A 14,723-nucleotide genomic window follows, 5' to 3' on the forward strand; every position below is an offset into this window, starting at 1 on the left:
AGGACATGGCAGAATACATAGCGTGCTTGGCTGGTTTACCTGCTGACCACATTTTCCGCCCTGGTGTAATGGCAACACGCCAGCCTTTGGAGCTGTGCATTCTAGGTTCGAATCCTAGGGGCGGAACAACGTTCCAAGCGCCGCCGCCGCGGCGCTTTCTTGGTATCAAAGTTCGGTTGCCCCCAATCTGCGCGATAGACTGGATCAGGGGTTTTTCTTCACTGCCCAAAACCCCGAAGCGACCCGCAGGAGAAAAGCAACTTGAGCGATCAGGTCAACGCACCAGTAGCCGTTATCGTCCTCGCCGCCGGCGCAGGCACCCGAATGAAATCGGCGAAGCCGAAAATCATGCATGAAATCGCAGGTCGCTCCATGGTTTCCCATGCGCTGCATGCGGCCTCTGCGCTTGAACCCCGGAACCTCGTTGCGGTGGTCCGCCACCAGCGCGACCTTGTTGCCGAGCACATCCTGACCCAGTTCCCGAACATCACCATCGCGGACCAGGACGATGTGCCGGGCACCGGACGCGCAGTGCAGCAGGGCCTCGAAGCCATCGACCCGCAACTTGAGGGCACCGTCGTGGTGACCTATGGCGATGTGCCATTGCTCACCAGCGAGGTGCTGCAGGAACTGGTCGCCACCCATGAGTCCAACGGCAACTCGGTGACCGTGCTGACCACCGAGCTGGACGATCCTTCCGGCTACGGCCGCATCTTGCGCGACGCGAACGGGGACGTCTCCGGCATCCGCGAGCAGAAGGACGCCTCGCCTGAGGAGCTGGCAGTCAAGGAAATCAACTCCGGCATCTACGCCTTCGATGCGCAGATGCTGCGTTCGGCACTGACCGAGGTCACCACCGACAACGCGCAGGGCGAAATGTACCTGACCGACGTGCTGGCCATCGCCCGCTCCCACGGCGGCCGCGTGGCCTCCTCCCGGATCGAGGACCGCTGGCAGATCGAGGGCGCCAACGACCGCGTGCAGGTCTCCAACCTGGCCCGCATCTACAACCAGCGCAAGAACGAATTCTGGATGCGCCAGGGTGTCACCATCGTTGACCCTGCCACCACCTGGATCGACGCCGAGGTCATGATCGGCCAGGATGCCACCCTCAAGCCGGGAACCCAGCTGCACGGCGAAACCATCATCGGCGCTAATGCGACGGTCGGCCCGGACACCACCTTGACCAACGTCGTGGTTGGCCAGGGCGCAACAGTCAAGCGTAGCGACGCGACCGACTCGCGTATCGCCGACGGCGCGTCCGTGGGTCCATTCGCCTACCTGCGTCCGGGCACCGACCTGGGGGCCGACGGCAAGATCGGCGCCTTCTACGAAACCAAGAACGTGACCATTGGTCGCGGCTCCAAGCTCTCGCACCTTGGCTATGCCGGGGATGCTGAAATCGGTGAGTTCACCAACATCGGTTGTGGCAACATCACCGCCAACTACGACGGAGAAAAGAAGCACCGGACCAAGATCGGTTCGCACGTGCGCACCAGCTCGAATACCGTGTTCGTCGCCCCGGTTGAAATCGGGGACGGCGCCTACACCGGCGCCGGTGCAGTCGTCCGCAAGAATGTCCCGGCCGGTGCCCTGGCGCTGTCCGTGGCCCCGCAGCGCAACACCGAGGGATGGACGTTGGAAAAGCGTCCGGGTACCTCTTCGGCAGACGCCGCGTTCAAGTCCTCGCTGAACACCTCGGCCTCCGAGTAGTTCCGCGACGGATTTTATTTCCTCAGTACACCTCATACGTGATAGCGAAGCGAGCGAGAAAGCATAACAATGAGTGAAATCCGCCATAACGTCAACAAAGAGCTGGTGCTTGCCAGCGGACGTGCGCACCCGGAACTAGCTGACGAGGTGGCCAAGGCCCTCGATATCGAGAAGCTGCCACTAAATGCCTATGACTTCGCCAATGGCGAGATCTACGTGCGTTCGGACGAATCGGTCCGCGGCAAGGACGTGTTCCTGCTGCAGTCCTACCCGGCCCCGTTGAATAACTGGCTGATGGAACAGTTGATCATGATCGATTCGATGAAGCGCGCTTCCGCCCGCCGCATCACCGTCGTGGCGCCGTTCTACCCGTACGCCCGCCAGGACAAGAAGGGCCGCGGCCGTGAGCCGATTTCGGCACGTCTGGTTGCCGACTTGTTCAAGACCGCAGGCGCCGACCGCGTGATCTCCTGCGACCTGCACACCGCGCAGATCCAGGGCTTCTTCGACGGCCCGGTGGACCACCTGTTCGCCTTCCCGCTGCTGGCCGACTACATCAAGTCCAAGGTCGATGTGGCCAACGTGACCGTGGTTTCCCCTGATACCGGCCGCGTGCGCGTCGCCGAGCAGTGGGCAGAGCGCCTGGGCGGTGCCCCGCTGGCGTTCGTGCACAAGTCGCGTGACTTGACCGTGCCGAACCAGGCCGAGTCGAAGACCGTGGTGGGCCAGGTCAAGGGCCGCACCGCGATCCTGATCGACGACATGATCGACACCGGCGGAACGATCGCAGGCGCAGTGCGCGTGCTGAAGGAAGCCGGCGCCAAGGACGTCATCATCGCCGCAACCCACGCAGTCTTCTCGGATCCAGCCGCGCAGCGCCTGGCCGAGTGCGGGGCCACCGAGGTTGTTGTCACCAACACCCTGCCGATCCCTGAAGAGAAGCGCTTCGAGAACCTTACCGTTCTTTCGATCGCCCCGCTGCTCGCTCGCGCGATCTCCGAGGTCTTCCACGACGGTTCGGTCACGAACCTCTTCGACGGCCGCGCCTAGCAGCCCTCGTTTCGCAAGTCTGCGGCCGGTACCCATGGGGTACTGGCCGCAGGTGCGTTAATAGCCACGTGGTGTTCTGTTGGCTCTCCGGCTTGGCGGCGTAGGGAACCAATGAATCGGGATGCCGTTTGTTGCGGTGTTTCACCCGCAGTATAGAGGGTGGCGGTGGCCATCTTCCGGCTCAGCGGATCATCGAGCCATTGGGCGAGGAAGTCGTGGGATTCGCGGATCCAATCGGTGCCCTTGACGAGGATGGATCGTTCCCTGAGGATCTGCAGCGACCGCTCTCTATCGCTGCACGGTTCGACGTAGAGAACGTGCTCGACCGGAGCCAGAGCGTTCGCCGTTTGCAGTGCATATCGTGCCTGCGTATAGGATGCATGTCCCGCTCCCAAGGCCACCACCGTGCCGGGATATTCCGCCATGGCCCGCACTACAGCATGGGCACGCGCCTTTTCCCACTCTTGCTCTGCGGCAACACGACCGACAGCCTCGGTTCGTCCAATTAGCCGTGCAATGCTCCAGCCGACTTCATCATAGTAGGCATCGCCAACATCATCGAGGTCAATGAATTCCACGGAGAGTTCTTGAGCGATGAGTTCGCCCAGCGTGGATTTTCCGCTGGCAGCCGGTCCGAGTAGGACCACGCTTGGTGTCGTTGGCATAGTCTTGAGTCTTGCATGACGTGCCACAAGCAGCAGGAAGCGATGGAATGAAATCGAAGTGTGTCGTCATTGGCGGACTGAGCCGCCAAGATATCGAGAAGCGGCTTGCTGCTGCACCAGTGGAACTGAACGACTACGCCCGCGTGCTGCTGGCTCATAAGATATTCGACTCGGTGAGCCTGGCGGAACCGGTGAATTTCGCCAGTTTTCGATTGCAGGATCTCGGGTTGCGACAGCCGGCGACGCTGAAGACGATATTCGAGCGTGCCACCAGTAGGGGTCTTGCGCTGTGCCCTCCTGCGGCCGGGCCCTACCTTCGATTGGCAACTTTGGATCAGCAGAATTCGGTGAATGCGGTCCTGAGCGCCGGGAAGAATCCCTCCGATTCACTGACCATTTCGTCGCTGCCGTTGGGCGGTGATGACTTTCCGAAAGGTTTCTATTTGCGGGTGGTCGATGGCGTGCCATGGCTGCGGGGCTACCGTTGCGACGATGCTTATGAGTTCGCTCCGGAGGATGCATTCATTTTCATGGTTCCTGGGCTTGGGTGATCTGGCAGTGGCGTTCGCTACGGATTTTTTCCAAGAGTCCTGCAACTGGTAGAATTATTCACTGTGCCCAGGCGAGGGAACCACCAGCGATGGTGTGACCGTTATCGACAAGGCCGGAAAAGCTCTTTCATCTTCTAGATGTTGGTTGCTTCCCGAGTCCACGCAAGGGCCTAAACGAAGCAATCATTTCCTAAGGAGAATCATCATGGCATCTGTCAACCTTGACGCCGTTGTACGCACCGATTTCGGCAAGGGCGCTGCCCGCCAGGCCCGCCGCGCAGGCCAGATCCCAGCAGTCGTTTACGGTGCAGGCTCCGAGCCGCAGCACGTTCTGCTGCCAGCACAGGCCACCACCCTGGCCGTTCGCGACCGCGGCGTTGAGCTGGTCCTGAACATCGAGGGCACCGAAGTGAAGACCACCATCAAGGACATCCAGATCCACGCGCTGAACCGCACCGTTGATCACCTGGACCTGCTGGTCGCTGCCTAAGCATTGCGATAAGGCATTTAGCTAAGCATCATGAGCAATGACACTTGGCTCGTAGCCGGGCTCGGGAATCCCGGGCCCGGCTACGCTGGCAATAGGCACAATATCGGGCAGATGGTGCTCGACGAGCTGGCCAACCGCGCCGGCTCGAAATTCAAGACCCACGCATCGCGCGCCCAGATCGTCCAGGGCCGCATGGGCGTGGGCGGTCCTCGCGTGGTCCTGGCCAAGCCGATGACCTATATGAACCTCTCCGGCGGCCCCGTGGGCAATCTGGCGAAGTTCTTCGGCATCGGGGTTGAGAACTTGATCGTGGTTCACGATGAGATCGATATTCCGTTCGATACCATCAAGCTCAAGCGCGGCGGGGGAGAAGGAGGCCACAACGGCCTGCGCGACATCTCCAAGGCCATGGGCTCCAAGGACTACTTGCGCGTGCGTACCGGAGTGGGTCGCCCGCCCGGACGCATGGACACCGCCGACTGGGTCCTGCAGGACTTCTCGAAGTCCGAAAAGCAGGTGCTGCCATTCTTGATCGACAACGCGGCCGACGCGGTGGAGTTGTTGATGTCGCAGGGGCTGGAAGCAGCCCAGGGCAAGTTCCACACGGCCTGAAAACTTTCGGGAATGCTCCGGACCAACCGGTCCGGAGTTTTCCATATCCGCTGCAGTCCAGCGCAATTCAGCGCGGCCGGGGCACATGCCCTGAATGAGGAGAATTCTTCTCCGTTTCCCTGTTATTGTTTTTGAGCATATTAGTCTTCGCTGACCAGCAGGAAGTTATCAAGCAAAGCGAGTGATACCGGTGCCCTCACACCACACCCCTCAAGACCAGTCTCTGCAGCTCGAGCGTCGGAACAACGGTGGGCTGCCGCGGGGCGAGAACGGCTTGCCGCTGAACGGCGCCCAGGCCTTCAGCGAGTCCTCGGAGCGAGTCGTCGCCTACCTCAACGCGCATACCCCGCTGGCCGACTGGTCGGTGTCGCGCGTGGTGCACGGGGAGCAGGTCCACGTGCATGTCCATCAAGAACAACTGCTGAGTACCGGGGCGCGAATCGACTGGAACGAGTCGTTCTGCAGCCGCATGGCATCCGGTGCCGCTCATGTGGTGCGCGATTCCAGGGCTGACCCGGATTACTCGGACCTCGGCGCCTCCGAATATGTGGGGGCCTATGCGGGCTATACCATCAGCGACGACCGCGGCGAGATGTTCGGCGTGCTGTGCGGAGTCCGGCCCGAACCGCTGTCCGATGACGAGCAGCTCGACGAGCAGCTGTTGAACCTGCTCAGCGAGCTGCTGTCCACGCAGCTGGAGCTGGCGCGAGGCATCGACCGGGAACGGCGACGGATCGAGATGTCCGAGGCGCTGGCGAACACGGACGCGTTGACCGGCCTGCTCAACCGCCGTGGATGGGACGCCATCGTTGCCGATGCCCAAGAGCGGCTGGAGAGCTTCGGCGATGCCGTGGCAGTCGCCATTGTCGACCTCGACGGACTGAAGCAGGTTAATGACACCCTGGGGCACGCTGCAGGCGATGACCTGATCGTGCGTGCCGCCCGGACCTTGAGGGAAGCAGGCACGACCGCCTGCCATGTAGCCCGATATGGCGGGGACGAGTTCACGATCCTGGCCAACGGGGTTGTTCCGTCACAAGCCGCAACATTCTTCGAGACCTTCGACGCGGCGCTGGAGTCCGCCGGCATCGCGGCATCCTGCGGTTTCGCCGCAGCGGAGCCGGGACTGGCCAGCCTCGCGGACTGCTTGTCCACGGCGGATCGCATGATGTATCAGCGCAAGCACGGCGCGAGGTAGCTCCGGAATTCGGGCAAATTCGGGTCTCTCGGGCGATTGGCGCGGATTCCGCCTTCGTTATGGCTGGGGCCCTTCGAGACCTCAACTGGCACGTCCTTAAGGCGAAACTTACTAAGGACTAACTTAGGTGTGCAACGGAGTCCGGAGTGGAATAATTACCTAATGTACCTATTGCCTAATCGCATTGCAGCCGGATCGGACGGCGGAGTGCGCGGCGATTCATGACGAGAATTCGGAGGACCCGTGCACACCATGACTGGTCAGACTGGAACGGCCGAGGCGCTTACCGCCAACGAGGTGGCACGCATCAAGGCGGACTTCGAGATCCTTGAGCACCAGGTCAACGGTGCCGATATCGTGTACCTCGACTCAGGCGCCACGAGCCAGAAGCCGCGCTGCGTTTACGAGGCTGAACAGCACTACTACGAAAACGCCAACGCCGCGGTGCACCGCGGTGCGCACACCCTTGCCGTGGAGGCTACCGACCTTTTCGAACAGGGCCGCGAAACCGTGGCGAAGTTCATTGGCGCCAAGACCAACGAACTGGTCTGGACCTCGAATGCCACCGAAGCGCTGAACCTGATCAGCTACTCGATGTCCAACGCCTCGCTGGGACGCGGGGGAGAAGCCGCCGCGCGGTTCCGACTCGGCCCGGGCGACGAGATTCTCACTACTGAACTTGAGCATCACGCGAACCTGATCCCGTGGCAGGAGCTCGCCTTCCGCACCGGCGCGACCCTGCGCTACGTGCCGATCGCAGAGGATGGCTCGCTGCGCTACGACCTGATCGATTCGCTGGTCACCGAACGTACCAAGCTGGTGGCTTTCACCCATGTTTCGAACGTCTTGGGCACCATTACCGATACCCGTCGCTTCGTGGACGCCGCCCGGAAAGTCGGCGCCCTGACGGTGCTGGACGGCTGCCAGTCCGTTCCGCACCTTCCGGTGGACGTCAAGTCCCTGGACGTGGACTTCATGGCCTTCTCCGGGCACAAGATGCTCGGCCCGACCGGCATCGGCGGCCTCTATGGCCGTGAAGAGCTGCTCAACGCCATGCCGCCGTTCCTCACCGGTGGATCCATGATCACGGTGGTGGACATGGAGCACGCGGAATACCTTCCAGCTCCGCAGCGCTTCGAAGCCGGAACCCAGCGCATCTCCCAGGTCCATGGTCTCGCCACGGCCGCCAGCTACCTCGACGAGATCGGCATGGACCGCATCGCGGACTGGGAAGAGCACTTGGGTGAGCTGCTGTACCAGGGCCTGTCAGCCCTGGAAGGCGTGCGGGTCTTCGGCCCGGCCGATGCCAAGCGGATCGGCACCGTTCCCTTCGAGGTCATCGGAGTGCACCCGCACGACGTAGGCCAGTTCCTGGACTCGCGCGGCATCGCCGTGCGCGTTGGCCACCACTGCGCGCAGCCGCTGCACCGCGCCCTAGGTGTCACCGCGACCACCCGCGCCAGCACTTATCTGTACAACACCGAAGAAGACATCAAGGCCCTGATTGAGGCAGTCGCTTCGGTTCGTGAATATTTTGGAGTTTAAAATGAACGAACTCGATCAGCTGTACCAGCAGGTCATCCTCGACCATTCAAAGCGCCGCATCGGTTCCCCGCTCGTGGAACCGGAGGGCGGCCACCGCCACGGTGAATCGCACCAGCACAACCCGATCTGCGGGGACCAGATCCGCGTGCGCGTGGAGCTGGAAGGCGAGAAGTTCACCGCCATGAGCTGGGAAGGCGACGGCTGTTCCATCTCCATGGCCTCAGCCTCCGTGCTCAGCGAAATGCTCCCGGAGCTGACCCGCGAAGAGTTCCTGGACAAGCTGGATCTCTTCCGGGAAATGATGCGCTCCAAGGGAACCATGACCCCTGATGAAGAGATCCTGGAGGATGCCGTGGCCTTTGCCGGGGTGTCCAAGTTCCCTGCCCGCGTCAAGTGCGCCATGCTGGCCTGGGTGGCGGCAGAGGTCGCCATGCTGGAAGCAGCATAACAACACGCTGAGCCAAAAAAATCTCTGGTTCCGCCCGAGGGCGGAACCAGAGATTTTTTGCGTTGCGATCCAGTCAGGGACTAATTGTCCTCACCCTGCTGGTAGACATCTGGGATGCCGTCCTTGTTGTCGTCGCGGGACTCGCGCGCCGCGATCTCCTTGTAGCGGCGGTTGCGCGGAATCAGCCACAGGGCGCCGAGGATGGCGGCGATGAACGAACCGGCCAGGATGGCGACCTTAGCGTGCTCGTAGTGCGCCGACTCCAGGCCGAAGGACAGCTCGGAGACCAGCAGTGAGACGGTGAAGCCGATACCTGCCAGCAGCGTCACGCCGAACAGGTCGCCCCACTTGGCGTCCTTGTCCAAGGATGCCTTGGTGAATTTGGTCAGCACCCAGGTCGAGCCCATGATGCCGATCGGCTTGCCCAGCACCAGGCCTAGTACGATGCCCCAGAAGACCGGGTCGGTCAGCAGCCCGCCGCTGCCTGATTCCGGGGAAATCACGGTCACGCCGGCGGCGAAGAACGCGAAGACCGGGATGCAGAAGCCAGAGGACAGCGGACGGAAACGGTGCTCGAACTGCTCGGCCAGGCCGATGCCTTCGCGTCCGTCGGTGCGCTTGACCGGGACGCAGAAGCCCAGGATCACGCCGGCGATGGTGGCGTGGATGCCGGATCCGAAGACGAAGATCCAGGTGACGATGCCCAGCGGCAGCAGGATGACCCAGGCGGCCCACAGGCGGGTGGCGAAGAACTTCGCCAAGGTGCGGGCCAGGACGGTGAACAGGATGATCGGAATCAGGGCCAAGGCCAAGTAGGTCGGCTTCAGATCGTCGGTGAAGACGAACGCGATGATCACGATGGCGATCAAGTCGTCAACCACTGCAAGGGTCAGCAGGAAAATGCGCAGCGCGGTCGGCAGGGAAGAACCAATGACCGCCAGCACCGCCACCGCAAAGGCGATGTCGGTTGCCGTGGGAATCGCCCAGCCCTGCATCAGCTCGCTGCCGAAGCCTCCGGAGGCTGCAGCCACGATCACGAAGATGATGGCCGGGACGGCCACGCCGCCGAACGCCGCCGCCACGGGAACCGCGGCGGTCTTGACGTTGCGCAGGTCGCCGATGACGAATTCCTTCTTCAGCTCCAGACCGGTGAGGAAGAAGAACACTGCCAAGAGGGCATCGGCCGCCCAGTGGCCGATGGAAAGATTCAGGTCGACCCCGAAGAGGGTGGGGCCGAAATGGAAGTCGCGCAACGCGAAGTAGGAATCGCGCATTGGGGTGTTGGCCCAGATCAGTGCCAGCACCGCGCCGACAATCAGGACCAGGCCGCCGACGGTCTCCTTGCGCAGGATGTCGCCGATACGCACGGATTCGCTATAGCTCGGCCGGGAAAATAGGTTCTTTGGGGAACCCGAAGAGGGAGTGTTGGTCATGCGTTGTACTCGCTTACTTCGTTAAATGAACATTTCACGCCGACCAGACTTCCCGGCACACCGTATTCAACCCTAACGTAATTCACGTCCCAAAACGCAGACGCCCGGAGGCCTGGCGAAAAATCGCAGGTCCGGGCGTCTGTGTCGGGCGTCATAATCGACGCCGTCGAGGCTACTTCGAAAGCCAGGCGTTAACCTGCGAAGCCTGCAGGTTCAGGGCCTTGCCGAGGTACGGCTCGGCTGCCGAGGCGAGCTTGCCGCCGATGAACGGAATCGATGAGGAGACTTTTCCCTCAATCGCGAATTCGGTGGTGTCGCCCTGGGCGGTCAGCTTCTCGCTGCCCGACACCGACACCGGCACACCGGCGACATCGATCTTCACGCTGGCCGAGCGGTTGCCTGCGGCATCCGGGGCGCTCCACTGCTCGACCTGGGTGACCTGGATCGAGGCGCCGACGAACTTGCGGGCGATGTCCGGCACGCGGTCGGTAGGCATGGCGCGAACGGTGGTCAGGGTGAAAGCTCCTGCGGTGTCGCCGCTGACGGTGAAGTCCTGCAGGGTGCCGTTGGCCAGCGAGGTCAGGTGCTCAGCGAAGCCGCGGTCAGCCAGCGTGGCGATGACCTGGTCGGCCGGATGGGCGATCTGCGTGCTTGCGTTCAATGCCATGAATGGGTATCCCAATCTAGAAATCTGGGCGGCCGGGAGAACCGGCAGCTGCCGGTCCCGGGTACTGGACACCATTAACCCTATCTGTTCACCTCGATTAGGTAGGCTAGGAAGGCATCAAAACAACATATTGGCATTTAGCCGGCCGCGGAATCGTTTTGCGGTCGGTGTTCGTGGTGTCATACCGGGCTGAACGCCTCGTGCGCGTTGGCCCCTAACCTGCCCGAGAGGACACGAAAGCCGCATGAGCCTAGTTGGACTTCATGATTTCCTGCGCGAGGAATCGTCATTCCGCCGTATCCGCCAAGGTGCATCACAAAGCTTTTCGACCCGCAGCGAAGAGCTGGAGATCGCGGCGCCGCAGGGCATGCGCCCGATTCTCGGAGCCCACGTCAGCCAGGGCCTGTCCGAAGGACACGAGCGCGCGGTCACGCTGATCGTCACCGCGACCGGCCGAGAGGCCGAGGACATCTCCGCGTCGCTGGCCGCCTACCTCCCGTCCAAGCACGTTGCCGAATTCCCTTCCTGGGAAACCCTGCCCCACGAACGGCTCTCCCCGCGCAGCGACACCGTGGGCCGTCGCCTGGAGGTACTGCGCCGGCTGCATGACGGGGACCCGGACCTGAAGATCATCATTGCGCCGATCCGCGCCGTGCTGCAGCCGCTGGTGGCGGGCCTGGGCGAGCTGCGCCCGGTCACCCTTGAACTGGATGCCGAGCCCGGCTTCGACACCGTGATCCGGGACCTGGCCGCGGCGGCCTACGCCCGGGTGGACATGGTGACCCACCGCGGCGAATTCGCAGTGCGCGGCGGCATCATCGATGTCTTCCCACCCACCCTGGAGCATCCGGTGCGCGTGGACTTCTTCGGCGACCAGATCGACACGATGCGCTACTTCTCCATCGCAGACCAGCGCTCCCACGACGGGGCCGGGCCGAGATCGATCACCGCGACCCCGTGCCGTGAAATGCTCATCACCCCCAAGGTGATGAGCCGCGCGGCGAACCTCAAGGCCAGCTTCCCGGCCGCCACTGAAATGCTCACCAAGATCGCCGGAGGCATCGCGGTGGAAGGCATGGAGTCCCTGGCCCCGCTGCTGGTGGACAAGATGGTGCCGCTGCTCTCCCTGCTCCCCGAATCCTCCATCGCACTGGTCATGGAGCCCGAACGCGTGCGCGCCCGCGCCCACGACCTGAACGAAACCAACGCCGAGTTCCTGGCCGCGGCCTGGGCCTCGGCCTCGGACGGAGCTAGCGCCCCGCTGGATTTGAGCACCGCCGAAGCCGGGCGCAAGCTCGAAACCGGCGATTTCGCTTCGCTCGCCCAGACCGTCGAGCACGCGCGCCAGGCCAAGGTCTCCTGGTGGGCGGTCACCTCGCTGGGCTCCGACGAGGAACTGGACCTGGGCGCTGCGACCATCCGCGTCCCGGCCCGCGAACCGCACGGCTACCAGGGCGATATCGAAGCGATGATGGAATTCATCGCCTCCCGGGTGGCGGACGGCTGGCGCCTGGTGGTTGCCACCGAAGGCCCCGGCCCGGCCGCGCGCCTGTCCGAGCTGTTCGGTGAATACAAGATCCCGGCCCACCGCGTGGAAGACCTCTCGGCCGAGCCCACCGCAGGGCTGATCGAAATCACCCAGGCCGCCGCCGGTCGCGGGTTCGTGTTCGAGGAGCTTAAAACCGGTTTGCTGACCGAGGCGGACCTGCTGGGACGCTCCAGCGCCTACCCGAACCGCAAGTCCCGCAAGCTCACGGTCAAGCGCAAGCGCAATGCCGTAGACCCCTTGAGCCTGCAGGCCGGGGACTTCATCGTCCACGAGCAGCACGGCATCGGCAAGTTCGTGGAACTGGTGTCCCGCAAGGTCAACGGCGCCGGCAAGGACGCCAAGCGCGAATACCTGGTGGTCGAATACGCCTCCTCCAAGCGCGGCGCGCCAGGGGACCGGCTTTTCGTCCCGATGGACCAGCTGCACATGATCACCCGCTACGTGGGCGGCGAGGCCCCGACGCTCTCCAAGATGGGCGGCTCCGATTGGGCCAGCACCAAGTCCAAGGCCCGCAAGGCGGTCAAGGAGATCGCCGGAGACCTGATCAAGCTGTACTCCGCGCGCATGGCCAGCCGCGGCCACGCATTCGCCAGCGACACCCCGTGGCAGGGCGAACTGGAGGAGGCCTTCGCGTTCATCGAGACCCCCGACCAGCTCACCGCCATCAACGAGGTGAAGGCGGACATGGAAAAGGAAATCCCGATGGACCGGCTGATCTCCGGCGACGTGGGCTTCGGCAAAACCGAAATCGCGGTGCGCGCAGCGTTCAAGGCTGTGCAGGACTCCAAGCAGGTCGCCGTGCTGGTGCCCACCACGCTGCTGGCCTCCCAGCACTACCAGACGTTCACCGAACGCTACTCGGGCTTCCCGGTCCGCGTGAAGACGCTCTCCCGCTTCCAGACCGCCAAGGAATCCAAGGAAATCCTGGCCGGGCTCAAGGACGGCAGCGTGGATATCGTGATCGGCACCCACCGGCTGCTGTCCAAGACCGTGGAGTTCAAGAACCTGGGCCTGGTGATCATCGATGAGGAGCAGCGTTTCGGCGTGGAGCACAAGGAAGAGCTCAAGAAGATGCGCACCAACGTGGACGTGCTGGCCATGAGCGCCACCCCGATCCCGCGCACCTTGGAGATGTCCCTGACCGGCATCCGCGAAACCTCCACCCTGGCCACCCCGCCGGAGGAGCGCCACCCGGTGCTCACCTACGTGGGTCCGCGCAGCGACAAGCAGATCAGCGCCGCGATCAAGCGCGAGCTGATGCGCGACGGCCAGGTGTTCTTCGTGCACAACCGCGTCTCCTCCATCGACCGGGTCGCCGCGGAACTGCGCGAGCTGGTTCCCGAGGCGCGCGTCGAGGTAGCCCACGGCAAGATGAGCGAGTCGCGTCTTGAACGGATCATCCAGGACTTCTGGGAGAAGAAGTTCGACGTGCTGGTCTCCACCACCATCATCGAAACCGGCCTGGACATCTCCAACGCCAATACGCTGATTGTCGACCGCGCGAACAACTACGGGCTCTCGCAGCTGCACCAGCTGCGCGGACGCGTGGGCCGCGGTCGCGAACGCGCCTACGCCTACTTCTTGTGGGACGCGGAGAAGCCGCTGGGCGAGGTGGCCCTGGAACGCCTGAAGGCCGTGGCCGCGCACAACGAGCTGGGCTCGGGCTACCAGCTGGCCATGAAGGACCTGGAGCTTCGCGGCGCCGGCAACCTGCTCGGCGGGGAGCAGTCGGGCCACATCGCCGGGGTGGGCTTCGACCTCTACCTGCGCCTGGTCGGCGAGGCGGTTGCCGACTACAAGGGCGAGGGCGAGGAAGAAGCCACGGAGATGAAGATCGACCTGCCGGTCAACGCGCACCTGCCGCACGACTACGTGCCGGGGGAGCGCTTGCGCCTGGAGGCCTACCGGAACATCGCCTCCGCGGAATCCAGCGAGGCGTTGGCCGAGGTCCGCGAGGAGCTCGAAGACCGCTACGGCAAGCTGCCGCTGCCGGTGGAGAACCTGCTGCGCGTCGCGGCCTTGCGCATCCGCGCCCGCGCGGTGGGTCTGCACGACATCCAGCAGGTCGGCAACCACATCAAGCTGTCGCCGGCGAAGATCGAGGACCTGCCGGCCAGCCGCCAGGTGCGCCTGGAACGCTTGTACCCGGGTTCGGCGAACAAGCCGGCGCTGAACTCCATCTTCATTCCGAAGCCGAAGACCTCGCCGGTCGGCGGCCGGGATCTGGCGGACGAAGCCATGCTGGACTGGGCGGAGAACCTGGTCTACGCGATCTTCGAACCGACCCCAGCAGCTGCGGCCAAGGGCTAGCGAGTTTCGGGCAGATGCCTGTTCCCTAGCTCCTGCGCGTAGCGGCGCACCGGTCCAGCATAAAGTTGCAGGGCCGGTGCGAGCGCCGTCAGAGCGGTTTTCAATGCTGCCGACGCTTCTGCGGCGTCGAACAGCGCGAGCGCCAGGAACGCCTGCGCATCGGCATGCAGCGGGTCGTCGGGCCCGATGTCCTGAAGCACTGCGGCCGCCGGTCCGGGTTCACCGATATTCCTCAGGCTGCTGGCGAGCTGGATTCTTGCCTCGCTGCATTTGGCAGGGCTCAGCGTCCCGCTTTCCAGAGCCATCCGGTACAGCGGTATTGCTTGTTCTTCCTCGCCGAGGTAGTCGTGCAGGCTGGCCCGCTCGAATGCCGCATGCCCGGCAGGAATCCCGGACTCCACAAGGAGCTCCAGCTCCACACCCAGCGTCATGGCATCCCTGCTCGGGGCTGCTTGCCAAAAGTCATCAAGCCGTTGTTGCCAAGAATCCATG

The 14,723-nt window shown here is 63.3% G+C and carries 12 protein-coding genes, 1 tRNA gene and 1 pseudogene; 10 read left to right on the forward strand and 4 right to left on the reverse strand.

Features of this window, described 5'->3' with window-relative positions; genetic code table 11:
• The first annotated feature begins 54 nt into the window (after nucleotides 1-54).
• From ACTX90_RS04300 to ACTX90_RS04310, 3 genes are all read left to right on the forward strand, one after another.
• Nucleotides 55-126, forward strand: a tRNA-Gln gene (locus ACTX90_RS04300).
• A gap of 135 nt (nucleotides 127-261) precedes the next feature.
• Nucleotides 262-1,713: a bifunctional UDP-N-acetylglucosamine diphosphorylase/glucosamine-1-phosphate N-acetyltransferase GlmU gene (glmU, locus tag ACTX90_RS04305; RefSeq protein ID WP_443443247.1), complete on the forward strand. Its 1,452-nt coding sequence runs from the start codon at nucleotides 262-264 to the stop codon at nucleotides 1,711-1,713.
• Nucleotides 1,714-1,782: 69 nt separating this feature from the next.
• Nucleotides 1,783-2,763 carry a ribose-phosphate diphosphokinase gene (locus ACTX90_RS04310; protein WP_047118482.1) on the forward strand — a complete coding sequence of 327 codons (981 nt, stop codon included), beginning with the start codon at nucleotides 1,783-1,785 and terminating at the stop codon, nucleotides 2,761-2,763.
• On the opposite strand, the gene ACTX90_RS04315 is transcribed toward ACTX90_RS04310, so the two are convergent.
• Nucleotides 2,760-3,428 carry a shikimate kinase gene (locus ACTX90_RS04315; RefSeq protein ID WP_443443249.1) on the reverse strand — a complete coding sequence of 223 codons (669 nt, stop codon included), beginning with the start codon at nucleotides 3,426-3,428 and terminating at the stop codon, nucleotides 2,760-2,762. The two genes, ACTX90_RS04310 and ACTX90_RS04315, sit on opposite strands and share 4 nt — an antisense overlap.
• 20 nt (nucleotides 3,429-3,448) lie before the next feature.
• Here ACTX90_RS04315 and ACTX90_RS04320 point away from each other — a divergent pair, with 20 nt between their 5' ends.
• The 6 genes and pseudogenes from ACTX90_RS04320 to sufU all read left to right on the forward strand — a co-directional run bounded on the left by ACTX90_RS04320 (nucleotide 3,449) and on the right by sufU (nucleotide 8,272).
• Nucleotides 3,449-3,979, forward strand: a complete 531-nt coding sequence (locus tag ACTX90_RS04320) for a hypothetical protein (protein WP_443443981.1) — start codon at nucleotides 3,449-3,451, stop codon at nucleotides 3,977-3,979.
• Nucleotides 3,980-4,181: 202 nt separating this feature from the next.
• Nucleotides 4,182-4,457 (forward strand): annotated as a pseudogene (locus ACTX90_RS04325) (50S ribosomal protein L25); the annotation flags it as partial.
• A 42-nt stretch (nucleotides 4,458-4,499) separates the two neighbouring features.
• Nucleotides 4,500-5,081 (forward strand): aminoacyl-tRNA hydrolase, encoded by a 582-nt coding sequence (pth, locus tag ACTX90_RS04330; RefSeq protein ID WP_047118485.1) that lies wholly within the window; start codon nucleotides 4,500-4,502, stop codon nucleotides 5,079-5,081.
• Nucleotides 5,082-5,271: 190 nt separating this feature from the next.
• Nucleotides 5,272-6,279: a GGDEF domain-containing protein gene (locus tag ACTX90_RS04335; RefSeq protein WP_147407218.1), complete on the forward strand. Its 1,008-nt coding sequence runs from the start codon at nucleotides 5,272-5,274 to the stop codon at nucleotides 6,277-6,279.
• Nucleotides 6,280-6,531: 252 nt separating this feature from the next.
• A complete protein-coding gene (locus ACTX90_RS04340) occupies nucleotides 6,532-7,824 on the forward strand; it encodes a SufS family cysteine desulfurase (protein WP_047118626.1) in 1,293 nt (430 codons plus the stop codon).
• Nucleotide 7,825: 1 nt separating this feature from the next.
• Nucleotides 7,826-8,272 (forward strand): Fe-S cluster assembly sulfur transfer protein SufU, encoded by a 447-nt coding sequence (gene sufU / locus ACTX90_RS04345; protein WP_443443252.1) that lies wholly within the window; start codon nucleotides 7,826-7,828, stop codon nucleotides 8,270-8,272.
• An 80-nt stretch (nucleotides 8,273-8,352) separates the two neighbouring features.
• Here sufU and nhaA read toward each other — a convergent pair whose 3' ends face one another.
• On the reverse strand, nucleotides 8,353-9,705 hold the full coding sequence (gene nhaA, locus ACTX90_RS04350; protein WP_047118487.1) for a Na+/H+ antiporter NhaA: 1,353 nt from the start codon (nucleotides 9,703-9,705) through the stop codon (nucleotides 8,353-8,355).
• 172 nt (nucleotides 9,706-9,877) lie between these two features.
• The gene (locus ACTX90_RS04355) at nucleotides 9,878-10,372 is read right to left on the reverse strand and encodes a DUF2505 domain-containing protein (protein WP_047118488.1); all 495 of its coding nucleotides are present in this window, start codon (nucleotides 10,370-10,372) and stop codon (nucleotides 9,878-9,880) included.
• A 244-nt stretch (nucleotides 10,373-10,616) separates the two neighbouring features.
• On the opposite strand from ACTX90_RS04355, the gene mfd reads away from it, so the two are divergent.
• Nucleotides 10,617-14,231 carry a transcription-repair coupling factor gene (gene mfd, locus ACTX90_RS04360; protein ID WP_113606753.1) on the forward strand — a complete coding sequence of 1,205 codons (3,615 nt, stop codon included), beginning with the start codon at nucleotides 10,617-10,619 and terminating at the stop codon, nucleotides 14,229-14,231.
• Here mfd and ACTX90_RS04365 read toward each other — a convergent pair.
• A complete protein-coding gene (locus ACTX90_RS04365; RefSeq protein WP_443443983.1) occupies nucleotides 14,228-14,722 on the reverse strand; it encodes a tetratricopeptide repeat protein in 495 nt (164 codons plus the stop codon). The two genes, mfd and ACTX90_RS04365, sit on opposite strands and share 4 nt — an antisense overlap.
• Between the last annotated feature and the right edge of the window lies 1 nt (nucleotide 14,723).

The sequence above is a fragment of the Glutamicibacter soli genome (assembly GCF_052322135.1).
In the GTDB taxonomy this organism is placed as follows: Bacteria; Actinomycetota; Actinomycetes; order Actinomycetales; family Micrococcaceae; genus Glutamicibacter; species Glutamicibacter soli.